10 protein-coding genes are annotated in these 13,159 nt (G+C 43.3%); 2 read left to right on the top strand and 8 right to left on the bottom strand.

What is annotated here, in order from left to right:
* Positions 1–5 precede the first annotated feature (5 nt).
* Entirely contained in the window at positions 6–803 is a 798-nt protein-coding gene (gene kdsA, locus I2I33_RS16305; protein ID WP_087421934.1) for a 3-deoxy-8-phosphooctulonate synthase, read from the top strand.
* A 127-nt stretch (positions 804–930) separates the two neighbouring features.
* Here the strand turns inward: kdsA and I2I33_RS16310 are convergent, their stop codons facing one another.
* Positions 931–2,061, bottom strand: a complete 1,131-nt coding sequence (locus I2I33_RS16310; RefSeq protein WP_087421933.1) for an AAA family ATPase — start codon at positions 2,059–2,061, stop codon at positions 931–933.
* 100 nt (positions 2,062–2,161) lie between these two features.
* Positions 2,162–3,133: a type I phosphomannose isomerase catalytic subunit gene (locus I2I33_RS16315; RefSeq protein ID WP_087421932.1), complete on the bottom strand. Its 972-nt coding sequence runs from the start codon at positions 3,131–3,133 to the stop codon at positions 2,162–2,164.
* A 129-nt stretch (positions 3,134–3,262) separates the two neighbouring features.
* On the opposite strand from I2I33_RS16315, the gene I2I33_RS16320 reads away from it, so the two are divergent.
* Positions 3,263–4,306, top strand: a complete 1,044-nt coding sequence (locus tag I2I33_RS16320) for a hypothetical protein (protein ID WP_087421931.1) — start codon at positions 3,263–3,265, stop codon at positions 4,304–4,306.
* Between the two features lie 10 nt (positions 4,307–4,316).
* Here I2I33_RS16320 and I2I33_RS16325 read toward each other — a convergent pair whose 3' ends face one another.
* The 6 genes from I2I33_RS16325 to I2I33_RS16350 all read right to left on the bottom strand — a co-directional run bounded on the left by I2I33_RS16325 (position 4,317) and on the right by I2I33_RS16350 (position 13,133).
* The gene (locus I2I33_RS16325) at positions 4,317–5,093 is read right to left on the bottom strand and encodes an alpha/beta fold hydrolase (RefSeq protein ID WP_087421930.1); all 777 of its coding nucleotides are present in this window, start codon (positions 5,091–5,093) and stop codon (positions 4,317–4,319) included.
* A 115-nt stretch (positions 5,094–5,208) separates the two neighbouring features.
* Entirely contained in the window at positions 5,209–5,970 is a 762-nt protein-coding gene (locus I2I33_RS16330) for a succinate dehydrogenase/fumarate reductase iron-sulfur subunit (protein WP_087421929.1), read from the bottom strand.
* Between the two features lie 19 nt (positions 5,971–5,989).
* Positions 5,990–7,930, bottom strand: a complete 1,941-nt coding sequence (locus I2I33_RS16335) for a fumarate reductase/succinate dehydrogenase flavoprotein subunit (RefSeq protein WP_087421928.1) — start codon at positions 7,928–7,930, stop codon at positions 5,990–5,992.
* 92 nt (positions 7,931–8,022) lie between these two features.
* On the bottom strand, positions 8,023–8,712 hold the full coding sequence (locus I2I33_RS16340; protein WP_087421927.1) for a succinate dehydrogenase cytochrome b subunit: 690 nt from the start codon (positions 8,710–8,712) through the stop codon (positions 8,023–8,025).
* Positions 8,713–8,981: 269 nt separating this feature from the next.
* The gene (locus tag I2I33_RS16345; protein ID WP_087421926.1) at positions 8,982–11,957 is read right to left on the bottom strand and encodes a glycoside hydrolase family 3 N-terminal domain-containing protein; all 2,976 of its coding nucleotides are present in this window, start codon (positions 11,955–11,957) and stop codon (positions 8,982–8,984) included.
* Between the two features lie 90 nt (positions 11,958–12,047).
* The gene (locus I2I33_RS16350) at positions 12,048–13,133 is read right to left on the bottom strand and encodes a TlpA disulfide reductase family protein (protein WP_087421925.1); all 1,086 of its coding nucleotides are present in this window, start codon (positions 13,131–13,133) and stop codon (positions 12,048–12,050) included.
* Between the last annotated feature and the right edge of the window lie 26 nt (positions 13,134–13,159).

The following is a 13,159-nucleotide window of genomic DNA, read 5'->3' on the forward strand; positions in this document are numbered from 1 at the left end:
GTATCATGGATAAGTTGATAAATCAGGAGATGTTTTTTTTGTTGGCCGGACCTTGCGTGATCGAGGGGGAGGAGATGGCTTTAAATATTGCGGAACACGTGAAGAAGGTTACGGATCGTTTGGGAATCCCGTACGTGTTCAAGGGATCATTCAAGAAAGCCAACCGCTCGCGTTTGGATTCTTTCACGGGAATCGGGGACGAGAAGGCATTGAAGATATTAGCTAAGGTGAGAGCTGAATTTGGTATTCCGGTGGTGACGGATATTCACACGGAACGGGATGCGGAAATGGCTGCCGAGTACGTGGATGTATTACAGATACCGGCTTTCTTATGTCGCCAGACCGATTTGCTGGTGGCTGCCGCTAAAACGGGAAAGATCGTGAATATCAAGAAAGGTCAGTTCCTTTCTCCCGAGTCCATGAAATTTGCCGTGGATAAGGTAAGAGAATCCGGGGATGATCGGGTAATGGTAACAGAACGGGGAACGACGTTCGGGTATCAGGACTTGATCGTGGATTACCGTGGAATCAGTATCATGCAACAGGCTTGCCAATGTCCGGTGGTTGTGGATGTGACACATTCTTTGCAACAACCGAATCAGGCTTCCGGGGTAACCGGGGGACAGCCTGCATTAATAGAAACAATAGCCAAGGCCGGAATTGCCGTGGGTGCCGATGGTATTTTTATTGAAACTCATGCAGATCCTCGTTGTGCGAAGTCGGATGGGGCAAATATGTTACGTCTGGACTTGATTGAAGGATTGTTAGAAAGACTGGTTCGCGTCAGAGAAGCGATAAGATAGTTTATAAAGTTATAAGGTTCATAAAGTTATAAGGTAATTTCCACTTTATAAGCTTTATGAACCTTACAGATTATTATTATTCAGTGGGTTTAATGTCCTGTAATCCACGTTTTGTTTCTTTCCCGTATTACATTCGTAACTCCCGTTTCAACCATACGGCCATTACGGGATCGGGAATAATCACTTGACGTTTTTCTATTTCTATAAGTTCTTTCTTTACCAAGGCTCGTTTTACGATGCTAACATTGGCCGACGAGCCGAGTTGGTACTTATGCAAAATCTCCTGTGTGGTAAACTCACTATGAACTCCATCTATGATTGCTCGTAAAAAATTCATTTGATAAGTTGTAAGACTCTCGGTTTGCTTTTCGAATAGCGGTGTATTTTGGTCGATAATATCTTGATATGCTGTCTCGAAATCTTGTTCCGTGGCAATTTTGTCCGTATGAATCCATACTAACCATGCCAACTGCTGCACGTATGAAGAATGATTATCTACTATTTGGCAGATTTTTTCGGCTAACTTTTCTGAAATTCGTTTGCCTGTAGCTTCGAAACGCCTACATATATAGTCTATCCAATCCCGAGTCTCGATTTTTGACAAATAGATAGCATCCCCGAATTTATAGAAAGGAAAGCTCTTTTTTTCGAAGAGTTCATTCATCAAATGTTTCTTGCTACCGAATAGACAATACGATACCGACTTTTGTAATTGCCAAATAGAGCGTAATCGCTTCTGGAAGGTTTTGGAATCTTTGAACTCGGCAATCTGCTGGAATTCGTCGATACAAACGACGATATTGCAACCTTTTTTCTGCGCTATTTTTTCAGGGAGCTGCAAGATTTCATCGATATTGTTGCTCTTGGGATTTATTTCAAGCGATATGGAAAAATCCGTCATAGAATCGGTCCCCATCGAAATTTTAGGACTGATACGGGAAAGGAACAATTTAGCGTGTTCAAGCCATTCATCCAATTTTGAAGATGTCTGTTTGAGAATAGCGGAAGCGAATGCGTCATAAAAATCTCGATCGCTGCGACAAGAAAAAATGTCGAGATAGACGATTTTTAATTTATCTGATTGTGCCAAACTACACGCTTTCTGTACTAAAGAGGTCTTCCCCCAGCGGCGAGGTGAGATTAGTACCGTATTTACACCATGCTGAAAATTTAATACCAAGCGTAACGTTTCTTTCTCTCGGTCCGTGAAATTGTCGCCTGATGTTGCAACTCCAAATATAAAAGGCTTATTCTCCATGATTCTTCGAGTATGATTCAAATGTAAAGATAAGTAATATTTTTATTACTAACAATGTTATTACTAATAAAAGTATTACTTATATTGTGCCTTTTAACTCTTATTCTTCCACGTATATCTCTAGAACTTGCGTTATATCATCCGGGTATAGCGTAAGATTTTTAAAACAAGCGGGCACAAGAACGGTTTCCCCCTTGTTGACCAATACCGGTTCGCATTCCCCGGTTGTGATGGTGAATTTCCCTTGCAGGCACATGTAGATTACAAATGAATCAAGGTGAACGTACTCTTTCTCTATGTCCCGGTCAAATACGAGTAAATTTGTGGTAAAATAGGGACATTTCACGAGTTTTGCGGATTGATTATCCTGTGGGGTATAGTTTACCCGGTGTTGTGGTTGATAGCTGTAATTAATCACGTCGGTGGCTAAATCCGTGTGTAGTTCACGTGTGTTCCCGTTGGCATCTTTCCGGTTGTAGTCGTAAATCCGGTACGTGATGTCGGAAGTTTGTTGAATTTCTGCGATCAGGCATCCTTTCCCAATAGCGTGTACCAATCCGGCAGGAATAAAGAAACTTTCCCCTTTCTTTACTTTTTGGACATTCAATAAATCCATGAGTTTGTTCTGGTGTAATGCCTGAAGATAGGTCGCCTTGTCAATTTCATGGTTGAATCCCAACACGAGGGAGGCATCCTTTTCCGCATCGACGATATACCACATTTCGGTTTTACCGTAGGCATTATGACGTTCTTTTGCCGTCTCGTCATCCGGGTGTACTTGGATGGACAGATCGTCATTCGCATCAATATATTTAATTAATAGGGGAAATTCGATACCGAATTTCTCGTAGATATGATCTCCGACGAGGTCTCCCATGTACACTTCGATTAATTCTTGCAAGTCGTTGTCAGCAAGGATTCCGTTTGATACCACCGAGATGTTGTCCTCCACGGCCGATATTTCCCAACTTTCACCAATGGATTCTTCGTGTTCTTCACTTTTATAAGCTAGTCTTTCACCTCCCCATATCTTTTTTTTGAGAATTGGATGGAATTTTAACGGGTATAACATGATTTATTATTTTGTTAGGCATAATTATTGTACTAAGAACAAAGATAGGAATTTTGTGAATGGGGGATTATAATTTATGGATTAATTTTGCGAATAGAATTACGGTTAATGATATAAAAACGGAGTGAAATGAAGAAATTAGGAATGTTAGGTCTCATCGTGGGGAGCTTGTGGTTGGGTAGTTGTAGTGACGATGATAAAGATTTTATGTTAGATGTCAATCGAATGACAGGTGTTGATTGGTATTACAATAGAACTACGAGTAAAAATTATTCGTCATTCTCGGATGAAAACGTGCTGGAAATAAATCGTTTTGATAAGAGCGGGGAAATAAAGGGCGTTGATTTGCGAGGTGTGATTGATTCTGTGGCAGGAACGTGGCGGGATGAAGGGGAGAATATACTTGCCGTGGATTGGAAGAATGGGAATGCCGAGACGTGGACCGTGGAAAATTGTACGTCCAAGAAGTTGGTGGTGAATAATGGATGGGGAGAACGTGAGTATATCACGAAGCCATCTTACCTTGAAAACTTGATAGGCGACGCTTTCTGGGTAAATAAGTTTGTAGATGGAGTAAGTAAAACCCAACTTGGTTTCCGGATTTCAAATGACCGGAGTATGCGTGCGGGGTACGTGCTTGCTTTGTTATCGGATGATGAGTCGGTAAAACTGAAAAATTATAATAATGTTTGGAAAGGAGAGGCGGATATTAGCCGGGTAGAAGATCGGAGAATACGTTTTTCCTGTCGCATTGGCTCTGATTACGTGAAATTTGATGAATTTATTACGGCAGATAATTTTCCATCCATGCGATTAACGGATATTGATTTTACTTCATCAATAAAAGCAGGATATCCTAATCAATTGGAAATTGAATGGAATAAATTTGAAGGTGAAAACGTGTATTATAAAATGGAGGTGTATTCAAAGGATAATGAAGCCGATGTGTATTTTGAGAGTGGATTATTCTCTTATGATAATGGTAAATATACCCTTAACGAGAGTACTATCGGGAAAATTAATAAATTGAATAAAATTGATTCAAAGAAAGAGTACACCCTTCGTTTGACTGCGGTTATGTTGGAGCCTGGTGTGGCCTCTAATAGTGTGATCGCTGAGAGTCGTATTCAGGCTGTTGTGTATGTCACGGATAAATGCTTGCTTGGAAGATAACAGGTTGGGATTATTCTATAAAGAAATTTTTAATTGCTTGAGCCAGTTTTTCCGGCTGTTCGCTATGAATCCAATGACCACATTGTGGAAGTTCGATGAGGCGGGCAGCCGGAAATTCTTTTTGCAGGCATTCTAGCCCTGTGATCAGGTTGGATTGTTCTCCTTTAATGAATAGGATTTCTTTGTCGTACGTATTGTTTGGCAGTGAGGACGGGCAACCGCTGATCTCGTCGAAATGCTTGCTGATCACCCGGTGGTTGATTTTCCACTCGAAACCGGAGGCAGTCTTTTTGATGTTTTTCAAAAACAATTGTTGAGAACGTTCCGTTCTGAAATGTTGTTGAATGGCTTCCTTGACTTCTTCCCGGCTATGCAACCGGGAAAGATCGAAATTTGCCATGAAATCAATAATCCGGTTATGACTTCCCCCGTCCTGTTGGGAATAGGATACAGGGGCAATATCCACGACCACGGCTCGATTCACAAGTTCTGGTCTTTTCAGTAATAAGGCCATCACGATTTTTCCTCCCATTGAGTGGCCCACGATATGGGGACGTACGGGGAGTTTTAAGTTTTCAACGAGTTCAATGACATCATTACTCATTACCTCGTAATTCATGGTCTCGTCATGGGGAGATTGACCGTGATTACGGACATCAGGTAAGATGACTTGGAATTTATCTTCTAGTAAATGGGCAATGGGAAGCCAATTTTCAGATGCACCCCATAGACCGTGAAGTATAATTAGAGGAGTCCCCTCTCCAATGGTACGAAAGAATAATTTCATATTAACTCGGTGTGATTTATGATACAAATTTACAAATAGAGAATGAATAATAGGATAGTACAATGCAAAAAAAGACCGCTATAAAGCGGTCTTTTTCATATTACACGAAGTAAAATTAGTCTTTCAATTTAGCTTTCAAGAACTCTCTGTTCAAACGAGCGATGTGTTCGATAGAGATGCTCTTCGGACATTCTGATTCGCAGGCTCCCGTGTTGGTGCAGTTACCGAATCCGAGTTCGTCCATTTTAGCCACCATAGCTTTAGCACGGCGAGCAGCTTCGATCTTTCCTTGCGGAAGAAGAGCCAACTGGGAAACTTTAGCAGCCACGAAAAGCATAGCTGAAGAGTTCTTACAAGTAGCGGCACAAGCCCCACAACCGATACAAGCGGCAGCGTCCATAGCCTCGTCGGCAGCCGGTTTCCCGATTGGAATTGCATTTCCGTCAGGAACACCACCCGTATTTACTGAAACGTATCCACCGGCTTGCAGAATCTTCTCGTAAGCACCACGGTCCACGATCAAGTCTTTAATTACCGGGAAAGCCCCGCAACGCCACGGCTCGATCGTGATGGTTGCCCCATCCTCGAAACGACGCATGTGTAATTGACAAGTGGTCACGTCATCATCCGGTCCGTGGGCGCGTCCATCGATGAATAAACTACAGGTTCCACAGATACCCTCGCGACAGTCGTGATCGAAAGCCACCGGTTCTTTGTTCTCGCTAACCAGTTGTTCATTCAGAATGTCAAGCATTTCAAGGAATGAGCTACCGGTTGAAATATCATGAATCTTGTAAGTTTCAAACCCACCTTTTGATTTTGCATCTTTTTGACGCCAGATCTTTAGGGTTAGTTCTTTTAATATTTTATCTGCCATAACGATTTTTCATTTAAGATTATTTATAAGAACGTTGAGCTACCTGAATATTTTCAAATACAAGGGCCTCCTTGTGTAATTCAGGTTCTTTGTTGTCTCCCTTGTATTCCCAAACGGAAACATACTGGTAGTGTTCGTCATCACGTTTTGCTTCACCTTCTTCGGTAACTGATTCCAAACGGAAGTGACCTCCGCAGGATTCGTTACGATCCAAGGCATCCAATGCCATCAGGTGTGCGATGTCGATGAAGTCTGCCACACGACCGGCTTTTTCAAGCTCGTTGTTCATAGCGGTAAACTCTCCGGTTACGCGCAAATCCTTGTAAAATTCTTCTTTCAACTCGGCAATTAATTTGATTGCTTTTTTCAAGCCCTCAGCCTCGCGAGCCATTCCGATGTAATCCCACATGATGTGTCCCAACATTTTGTGGAAGTGATCCGGTGATTTCGTACCCTTGATGTCATACAATCTACGCAAGTGATCGGTAACGTTCTTTTCAGCGGCGTCGAACTCCGGCGTGTTAGTTTTGATTTTCGGGGTTTGAATATCGTGTGCGAGATAATCTCCAATCGTGTACGGCAGAACGAAATATCCGTCAGCCAAACCTTGCATCAAAGCAGATGCCCCCAAACGGTTAGCGCCGTGGTCAGAGAAGTTACATTCTCCGATAGCGTACAATCCCGGGATGGTCGTCATCAAGTTGTAGTCAACCCAAAGACCTCCCATAGAGTAGTGGATTGCCGGGTAAATCATCATCGGGTTGTTGTACGGGTCAACAGCAGTGATCTTTTCGTACATCTGGAACAAGTTTCCGTAACGTTCTTCAATGACGTGTCTTCCCAAACGGTCGATAGCGTATTTGAAATCCAAGAATACGGCTTTACCGGTGTTGTTTACTCCGAATCCGGCGTCGCATCTTTCTTTAGCAGCACGGGATGCCACGTCACGCGGAACCAAGTTTCCGAATGCCGGGTAACGACGCTCCAAGTAGAAGTCACGGTCTTCGTCCGGAATATCGTTCGGGTTTAACGTACCAGCCTGTAATTTCTTGGCATCTTCCAATTTTTTCGGAACCCAAACACGTCCGTCATTACGTAATGACTCGGACATCAAAGTTAATTTACTTTGTTGGTCTCCGTGTACCGGAATACAAGTCGGGTGGATCTGCACGAAGCAAGGATTTCCGAACATAGCACCGCGTTTGTAAGCTTGCCAAGCGGCACTACCGTTACATCCCATTGCGTTGGTTGACAAGAAGAACACGTTACCGTATCCTCCGGTAGCCAGTACCACGGCATGAGCTCCGAAACGTTCGATCTTTCCGGTAACTAAGTCACGGGCAATAACACCTCTTGCTTTTCCGTCCACGATAACGATATCCAATACTTCGTGACGGGTATATGATTTGATTTTACCTTTTTCAATCTGACGGTTCATAGCCCCGTAACATCCTAACAACAATTGTTGTCCGGTCTGACCGCGGGCGTAGAACGTACGGCTTACCAATGCTCCACCGAAAGAACGGTTGTCCAAAAGACCGCCGTAATCACGAGCAAACGGTACACCTTGAGCGACACACTGGTCGATGATGGCGTTACTTACCTCTGCCAAACGATACACGTTAGCCTCACGAGCACGGTAGTCACCACCTTTAATAGTTTCATAAAATAGCCTGTATACAGAGTCATTATCGTTCGTGTAGTTCTTAGCAGCATTGATACCTCCTTGTGCAGCGATAGAGTGAGCACGACGGGGAGAATCTTGATAGCAGAACGTGGTTACATTGTATCCTAGTTCAGCAAGACTGGCAGCAGCCGATCCACCGGCAAGTCCGGTACCCACGATGATAACATCAAGTTTTCTTTTATTAGCAGGACTCACAACATTGATATGGGCTTTGTGATTCGACCATTTCTGGGCTAGCGGGCCTGCTGGTATTTTAGCGTTTAATTCTGTCATAACCTTAGTAATTTTAAATTTTAAGTTTTAAATTTTAAATTTAGATCGTTGATTCATGCAATTTAAAATCTACAATCTACAATTTAAAATGGTTAGTTTGCCAGTCCAAGCATGAAATAAAGCGGAATGATGCTAAAACCTGCAGCAATGATGAAAGCGAAAATTTTAGCCAAACATTCCAGTCTTTTTCTCCAAATTTGGTTACAGAAACCGATAGATTGGAAAGCTGACCAGAAACCGTGGGTCAAGTGTAATCCCAAGAAAATACCTCCCAAGATGTAAAGGAAACAGTAGATGATACTTGATTTAAATAGTCCGGAAACCAAAGCATAGGTGTTTTCCATGGTAGTACCGTCCACGTTGATCTCGGTTAAGAGAGGATCTCCGGCAAACTTGATTTTCCACCAGAAGTTCCAAAGGTGAACAAACAAGAAGATCAAAACCAGACCTCCCAAGATGTACATGTTTCTGGATGACCATGTACAATTCCCTGATTGTCTGCGAAGATCGTACTTGATAGGACGTGCGCCTCTGTTTTGAAGAGTCAGGATAGAAGCCAAGATGATATGGATAATGAATCCTATGGCAAGAATCGGTTCTACGATTTTAATGATAGGATTCGTAGCCATGAAATGGGCCCCGATGTTAAATAACTCTCCACTATTATCTACAATCAAAAGTAGATTCAGTGCTAAGTGGACGCACAAAAACGCAATAAGAAAAAGGCCTGATAAACTCAGAATGATCTTTTTCCCGATCGACGATGTTAAGAAATTACTCATAATTAGGTCTATTTATTGATAACTATTTAAATTCTTTATCCGGCACAAAAGTATCTATTTTTCCGTCATTTTAAACGGGTTTATCTATTTTAAAATCATTCTAAATATACAGAATTTTTTCCGTAATGAAATGAGTTATTAAGGTTTATAAAGTTTATAAGGTTCATAAAGTATTTACAGCGTTTTATCCCTTGTACACGATGATTTACAATAAATGTGCCAAGGGGTCTTTTTGTTATGCGAATACTTGAAATATTACTTTATAAACTCTATTTCAGGATTGCTTTATAAATGACCTCTTGAATTTTTGTACGGATATTGTCTTTGATAAGTTTGTCGTTGAATTCGTTGGGGTAAATCCGGTTGGATAGAAAGATGTAGATTAATTGGTTGTCCGGATCGTTCCACGCGATGGCTCCCGTGAATCCCGTGTGTCCGTAACTGGAACAAGGGGCTTCCTTGCAGGTCGGGCCTGATTTGTTGGGCAAGGTTTCCGGTTTGTCGAATCCGAGACCCCGTCTGTTTTGGTCGAGAGGTAATTGTGTTTGAGTGAAAAGGTCAATAGTCGTAGAATCGATAAGACGTTCCCCCCCGTATGTCCCGCGGTTCAGGTAGACGCTCATGATTTTGGCTAGATCTTCTGCCGTGGAGAACAAACCGGCATTACCGGACACTCCGCCCATAAGCGCTGCGATCGGGTCATGCACGTACCCGTGTAATTGAGATTTTCTGAAAATATCATCTTCATTGGCGGGAACCACTCTTTTCATGTCGAGATTAAAATGAGCGTTGAAGTCCGTGTTATAGGCTCCCAGTCTTTTAAAGAAATGTTTCCGGCAATAAACGTCAAAAGGTGTGGCGGATTGTTCTTCCACGATGTCTTTTAATAGTACGAATCCAAGATCACTGTACGTGTATTTTTTCTGGGGGAGCAGTTTGGAGTTTAAAATCAAATCGTGAATGGAGTCTTGGAAATGTTTGTGAATGTAGAAATGCGGGGAAACGACCAAATAGCCTTCGCCCCCCGTGAAATTAAACGTGCTGTCCCGGTACGTGAATTGGGGATTCAGGTAAAGTCGATCTCGGAGTTTGCGGGTATTGGTTTTCGTGTATTTTGTCGTGAACAACCGACCTTGCATTTTATCCCAGTCAATGGCGTGCTGGAAGAAAGAAAAAGATGCCCTTAATCCGGCTGAATGTAACAACAATTCCTTGACGGTAATATCTTGCTTGTCGGTTTCCCGAAGAGAGTAAGAGTATCGGACAATCGGGGAGTCGAGTGTTATATATTGCTGGTCATAAAGCATCATGACAGCCGGAAGAGTAGCCGCTATTTTCGTGATGGAAGCGATGTCGTATATGTTGTCGGTCGTGTTTTTCTTTTTTCTATCATACGTGTTGAAACCAAAGGCTTTGTTGTAGACAATATAACCGTCTTTTGCCACGAGAACCTGGCAGCCGGGAGTTGCTTTTGCTTTTATGGCGGCTTGGCATATGCTGTCAATTTTAAGTAGGATCTGTGAATCCATGCCGCAACTTTCCGGCTGGTAATATCCTAACCGCAGTTTCGGGGTGGATAACCCGGTACCGGCGGGATAATAGCGGTTAATGCTCACGGGTAATTTTCCGTTCACGTTGATTCCCCCGAAAATGGCTTGGGCGGCAAATTGTTGTGCGGGAGTGTCGTGTGAATAGCTCACGATGATGGCATCCATGGGAAGGTAGCTGTACAGGTCGATTCCGTAGGGTGTGGCCGGATGGCAGAACACGATGTGTTTTCCTTTCAGTTGCTTGATAATATTGACAAGTTCCATGGTCGCCCCGAATTGCCGGGATGCCGTGTTACGGGCGGCACTGTTATACAGGATAACACAATTGTATTCCGATAGATTGGTAATCAGTTTCTCCACTTTTTCTTTTGAAGCACCAGGAGATAGAGAAAAGTGAGCGCAAGGGGCGTATTTCTCTAGTGTACTCTCGAAAACGGGGGCTTTCCGGTCTCCAAAATTTAATGAGGCAATGCGTAGCGTGTCTAAATGTGTCAACGGGAGCAGGAGACCGTCATTTTTCACGAGAGTAATCGCTTTGGCGTATGTTTCTTGTAATAGAGCTTTGGCTGATGGGGAACTCAATCGTTCGGTTAGCCGGGCGGTATCCACGGGAGCAACATACGGGAGTACGAATTCTGCTTTTGCTTTAAGGACTTTCCGGCATTTTTCGTTGATCATCTCTTCCGTGAGAACGCCTTTTCGGATGGCTGCTTTGATTTTCCTCACGGAAGCTTCCACGTTTTCCGGGAATAACAAAATGTCGTTTCCTGCTGCTAGCGCCTCTACATCAGCCTCTCCGGGAGTTCTTCCTTTGGTGACACCTTTCATGTTCATGGCGTCCGTGAAACACAGACCATCGAAGTGTAATTTATCGCGTAGCAGGTCCGTGATGATCTGTTTGGATAGAGAAGCCGGGATATTGGCCGTATCGTAGGAAGGTACGTTTAGGTGGGCAATCATGACACCCGGTATCCCAGCCTCGAAAAGTTGGCGGAAGGGGTATAATTCAACCGTGTCAATACGTGCCGCGGAGTGGCGAATCAAGGGTAGTGCTAAGTGGGAATCGACGTCTGTGTCCCCGTGTCCCGGGAAGTGTTTGGCCACGGCCATCACGTGCTGGGATTGCAGGCCTCGCATGTATTGCAGGGTCCGGTTGCCAACTTCTTCTTTCTTTTCCCCGAATGACCGGATGCCGATGACCGGGTTTTTAGGGTTAACATTAATGTCGGCCACGGGAGCAAAGTTCACGTGAATACCCATTGTCCGGCATTGTTGTCCGATGGCTGCTCCCAGACGGTAAATCAGATTCGTGTCTCGAATGGCTCCCAACAAGGTCTGGTTGGGAAATTCCATGGCGGGTTTGATCCGCCAGCCGACCCCGTTTTCTGCATCCATACCGATCATGAGGGGAATTTTAGCACTCTGTTGATAGGTGTTTGTCATCAAAGCTTGACTTCGTGGGCTGCCTTGAAAGAAGATGATGCCCCCGATGTGATACTTTTCAATGGTTGCTTCCAGGTGGTTCTCGTACACGCTGTCTTTGTTGCTATAGGCTGCAACCATGATCAGTTGTCCGATCTTTTCATCCAGGCTCATGGTATTTAGCGTCGAATCGGCCCACGAGGACTGAGCCTGACCGTGTAGAGAGGGGAGGAGCATGCAAAATAGTCCGATTACGGGAAGGAGCTTGTGCATGGTAGTTACAAGTTTTAGCGTTAGAGGTTGGTTAAATAAAAGTGCGGCAAACATGAATTGATTGCCGCACTTTTATAGGTGGATTGGAAATTATTTCAATAATTCAGCAATCTTTTGTTTTAATTCGTCACCTCTCAAGTTCTTGGCGATGATTTTGTTGTTTTCGTCTAACAAGATCGTGTGAGGAATTCCGGTTACGCTGTATAATTTAGCAGGAGCTGATTGCCAACCTTTCAAGTCAGAACCATGTTTCCATACCAAACCGTCATCAGCGATAGCTTTTACCCAAGCCTCTTTGTTGTTATCCAAAGATACACCGAAGATTTCTAATCCTTTCGGGTGATATTCTTTGTAGATTTCAACTACATGAGGATTTTCTCCGCGGCAAGGACCACACCATGATGCCCAGAAGTCAACTAATTTCACTTTACCCTTGATGTCATACAAAGAGATTGATTCTCCTTCCGGGGTAGTTACCGTGAAGTTCGGAGCGATTTGACCAATTGCGGTACTTTCTAATTTGGCGATTTGAGCAGCGATAGCTTTACCGTGTGCGGTAGCTTTTGCTTTTTCTCCAAGTAAAGCATATTTTTCTTTCAATTGCTCGTATTCCATTTGTCCCATTCCTGATACGATAACAAAAGTTGAAACGTAAGAGTCCGGGTTTGCTTTAATCAATTCAGCTTCTTTTGCTTGAGCAGCCTCAACCACTTTTTGGAATTGATCTTGGATTTCTTGCATTTTAGCTTGATCCCCAGCTTGGTTAGCTGCTTGGAATTCAGGCATCAATTTTTGTTGTTCTTGTTGAATAGACATATTGAGTGCCATGAATTGGTCATATATTTTTTGACCTTCACTACCGGTTACATTTAATCCGGCTTGTCCGGCATTAACGGTAATGTTTGCGTTTTCCAGCATGATCGGTAAGCTGAAACGTTGTCCAACTACCATAATGAAAGCTCCTGTCGGTTCGCTTACTTTACCGGTAAATTCGAATGCTCCGTTAGTGATGTCTGATTTTGCTAACGTGTCAAGTTTCGTCCCATCGAAATTGGCGATGAACGCTTTACCGTCAGGCATCCCTTCGATTGTCCCGGTTACCTTATAACCGCTTTGGGCATTACATGCTGCAAGCGTCATACTTGCTGCAACGATTGATAATAAAAGTTTTCTCATGTGTTTTAGTTTTCTAAATATGAAAT

The organism is Butyricimonas sp. BSD2780061689_150309_C8 (assembly GCF_015560935.1).
In the GTDB taxonomy this organism is placed as follows: Bacteria; Bacteroidota; Bacteroidia; order Bacteroidales; family Marinifilaceae; genus Butyricimonas; species Butyricimonas paravirosa.

Coding starts and splice junctions, on each gene's coding strand:
- I2I33_RS16325 (WP_087421930.1), bottom strand. CDS start 5,093: ATGAAATTATTCTTTCGTACCATTGGAGAGGGGACTCCTCTAATTATA.
- I2I33_RS16310 (WP_087421933.1), bottom strand. CDS start 2,061: ATGGAGAATAAGCCTTTTATATTTGGAGTTGCAACATCAGGCGACAAT.
- I2I33_RS16320 (WP_087421931.1), top strand. CDS start 3,263: ATGAAGAAATTAGGAATGTTAGGTCTCATCGTGGGGAGCTTGTGGTTG.
- I2I33_RS16340 (WP_087421927.1), bottom strand. CDS start 8,712: ATGAGTAATTTCTTAACATCGTCGATCGGGAAAAAGATCATTCTGAGT.
- kdsA (WP_087421934.1), top strand. CDS start 6: ATGGATAAGTTGATAAATCAGGAGATGTTTTTTTTGTTGGCCGGACCT.
- I2I33_RS16315 (WP_087421932.1), bottom strand. CDS start 3,133: ATGTTATACCCGTTAAAATTCCATCCAATTCTCAAAAAAAAGATATGG.
- I2I33_RS16330 (WP_087421929.1), bottom strand. CDS start 5,970: ATGGCAGATAAAATATTAAAAGAACTAACCCTAAAGATCTGGCGTCAA.
- I2I33_RS16335 (WP_087421928.1), bottom strand. CDS start 7,930: ATGACAGAATTAAACGCTAAAATACCAGCAGGCCCGCTAGCCCAGAAA.
- I2I33_RS16345 (WP_087421926.1), bottom strand. CDS start 11,957: ATGCACAAGCTCCTTCCCGTAATCGGACTATTTTGCATGCTCCTCCCC.
- I2I33_RS16350 (WP_087421925.1), bottom strand. CDS start 13,133: ATGAGAAAACTTTTATTATCAATCGTTGCAGCAAGTATGACGCTTGCA.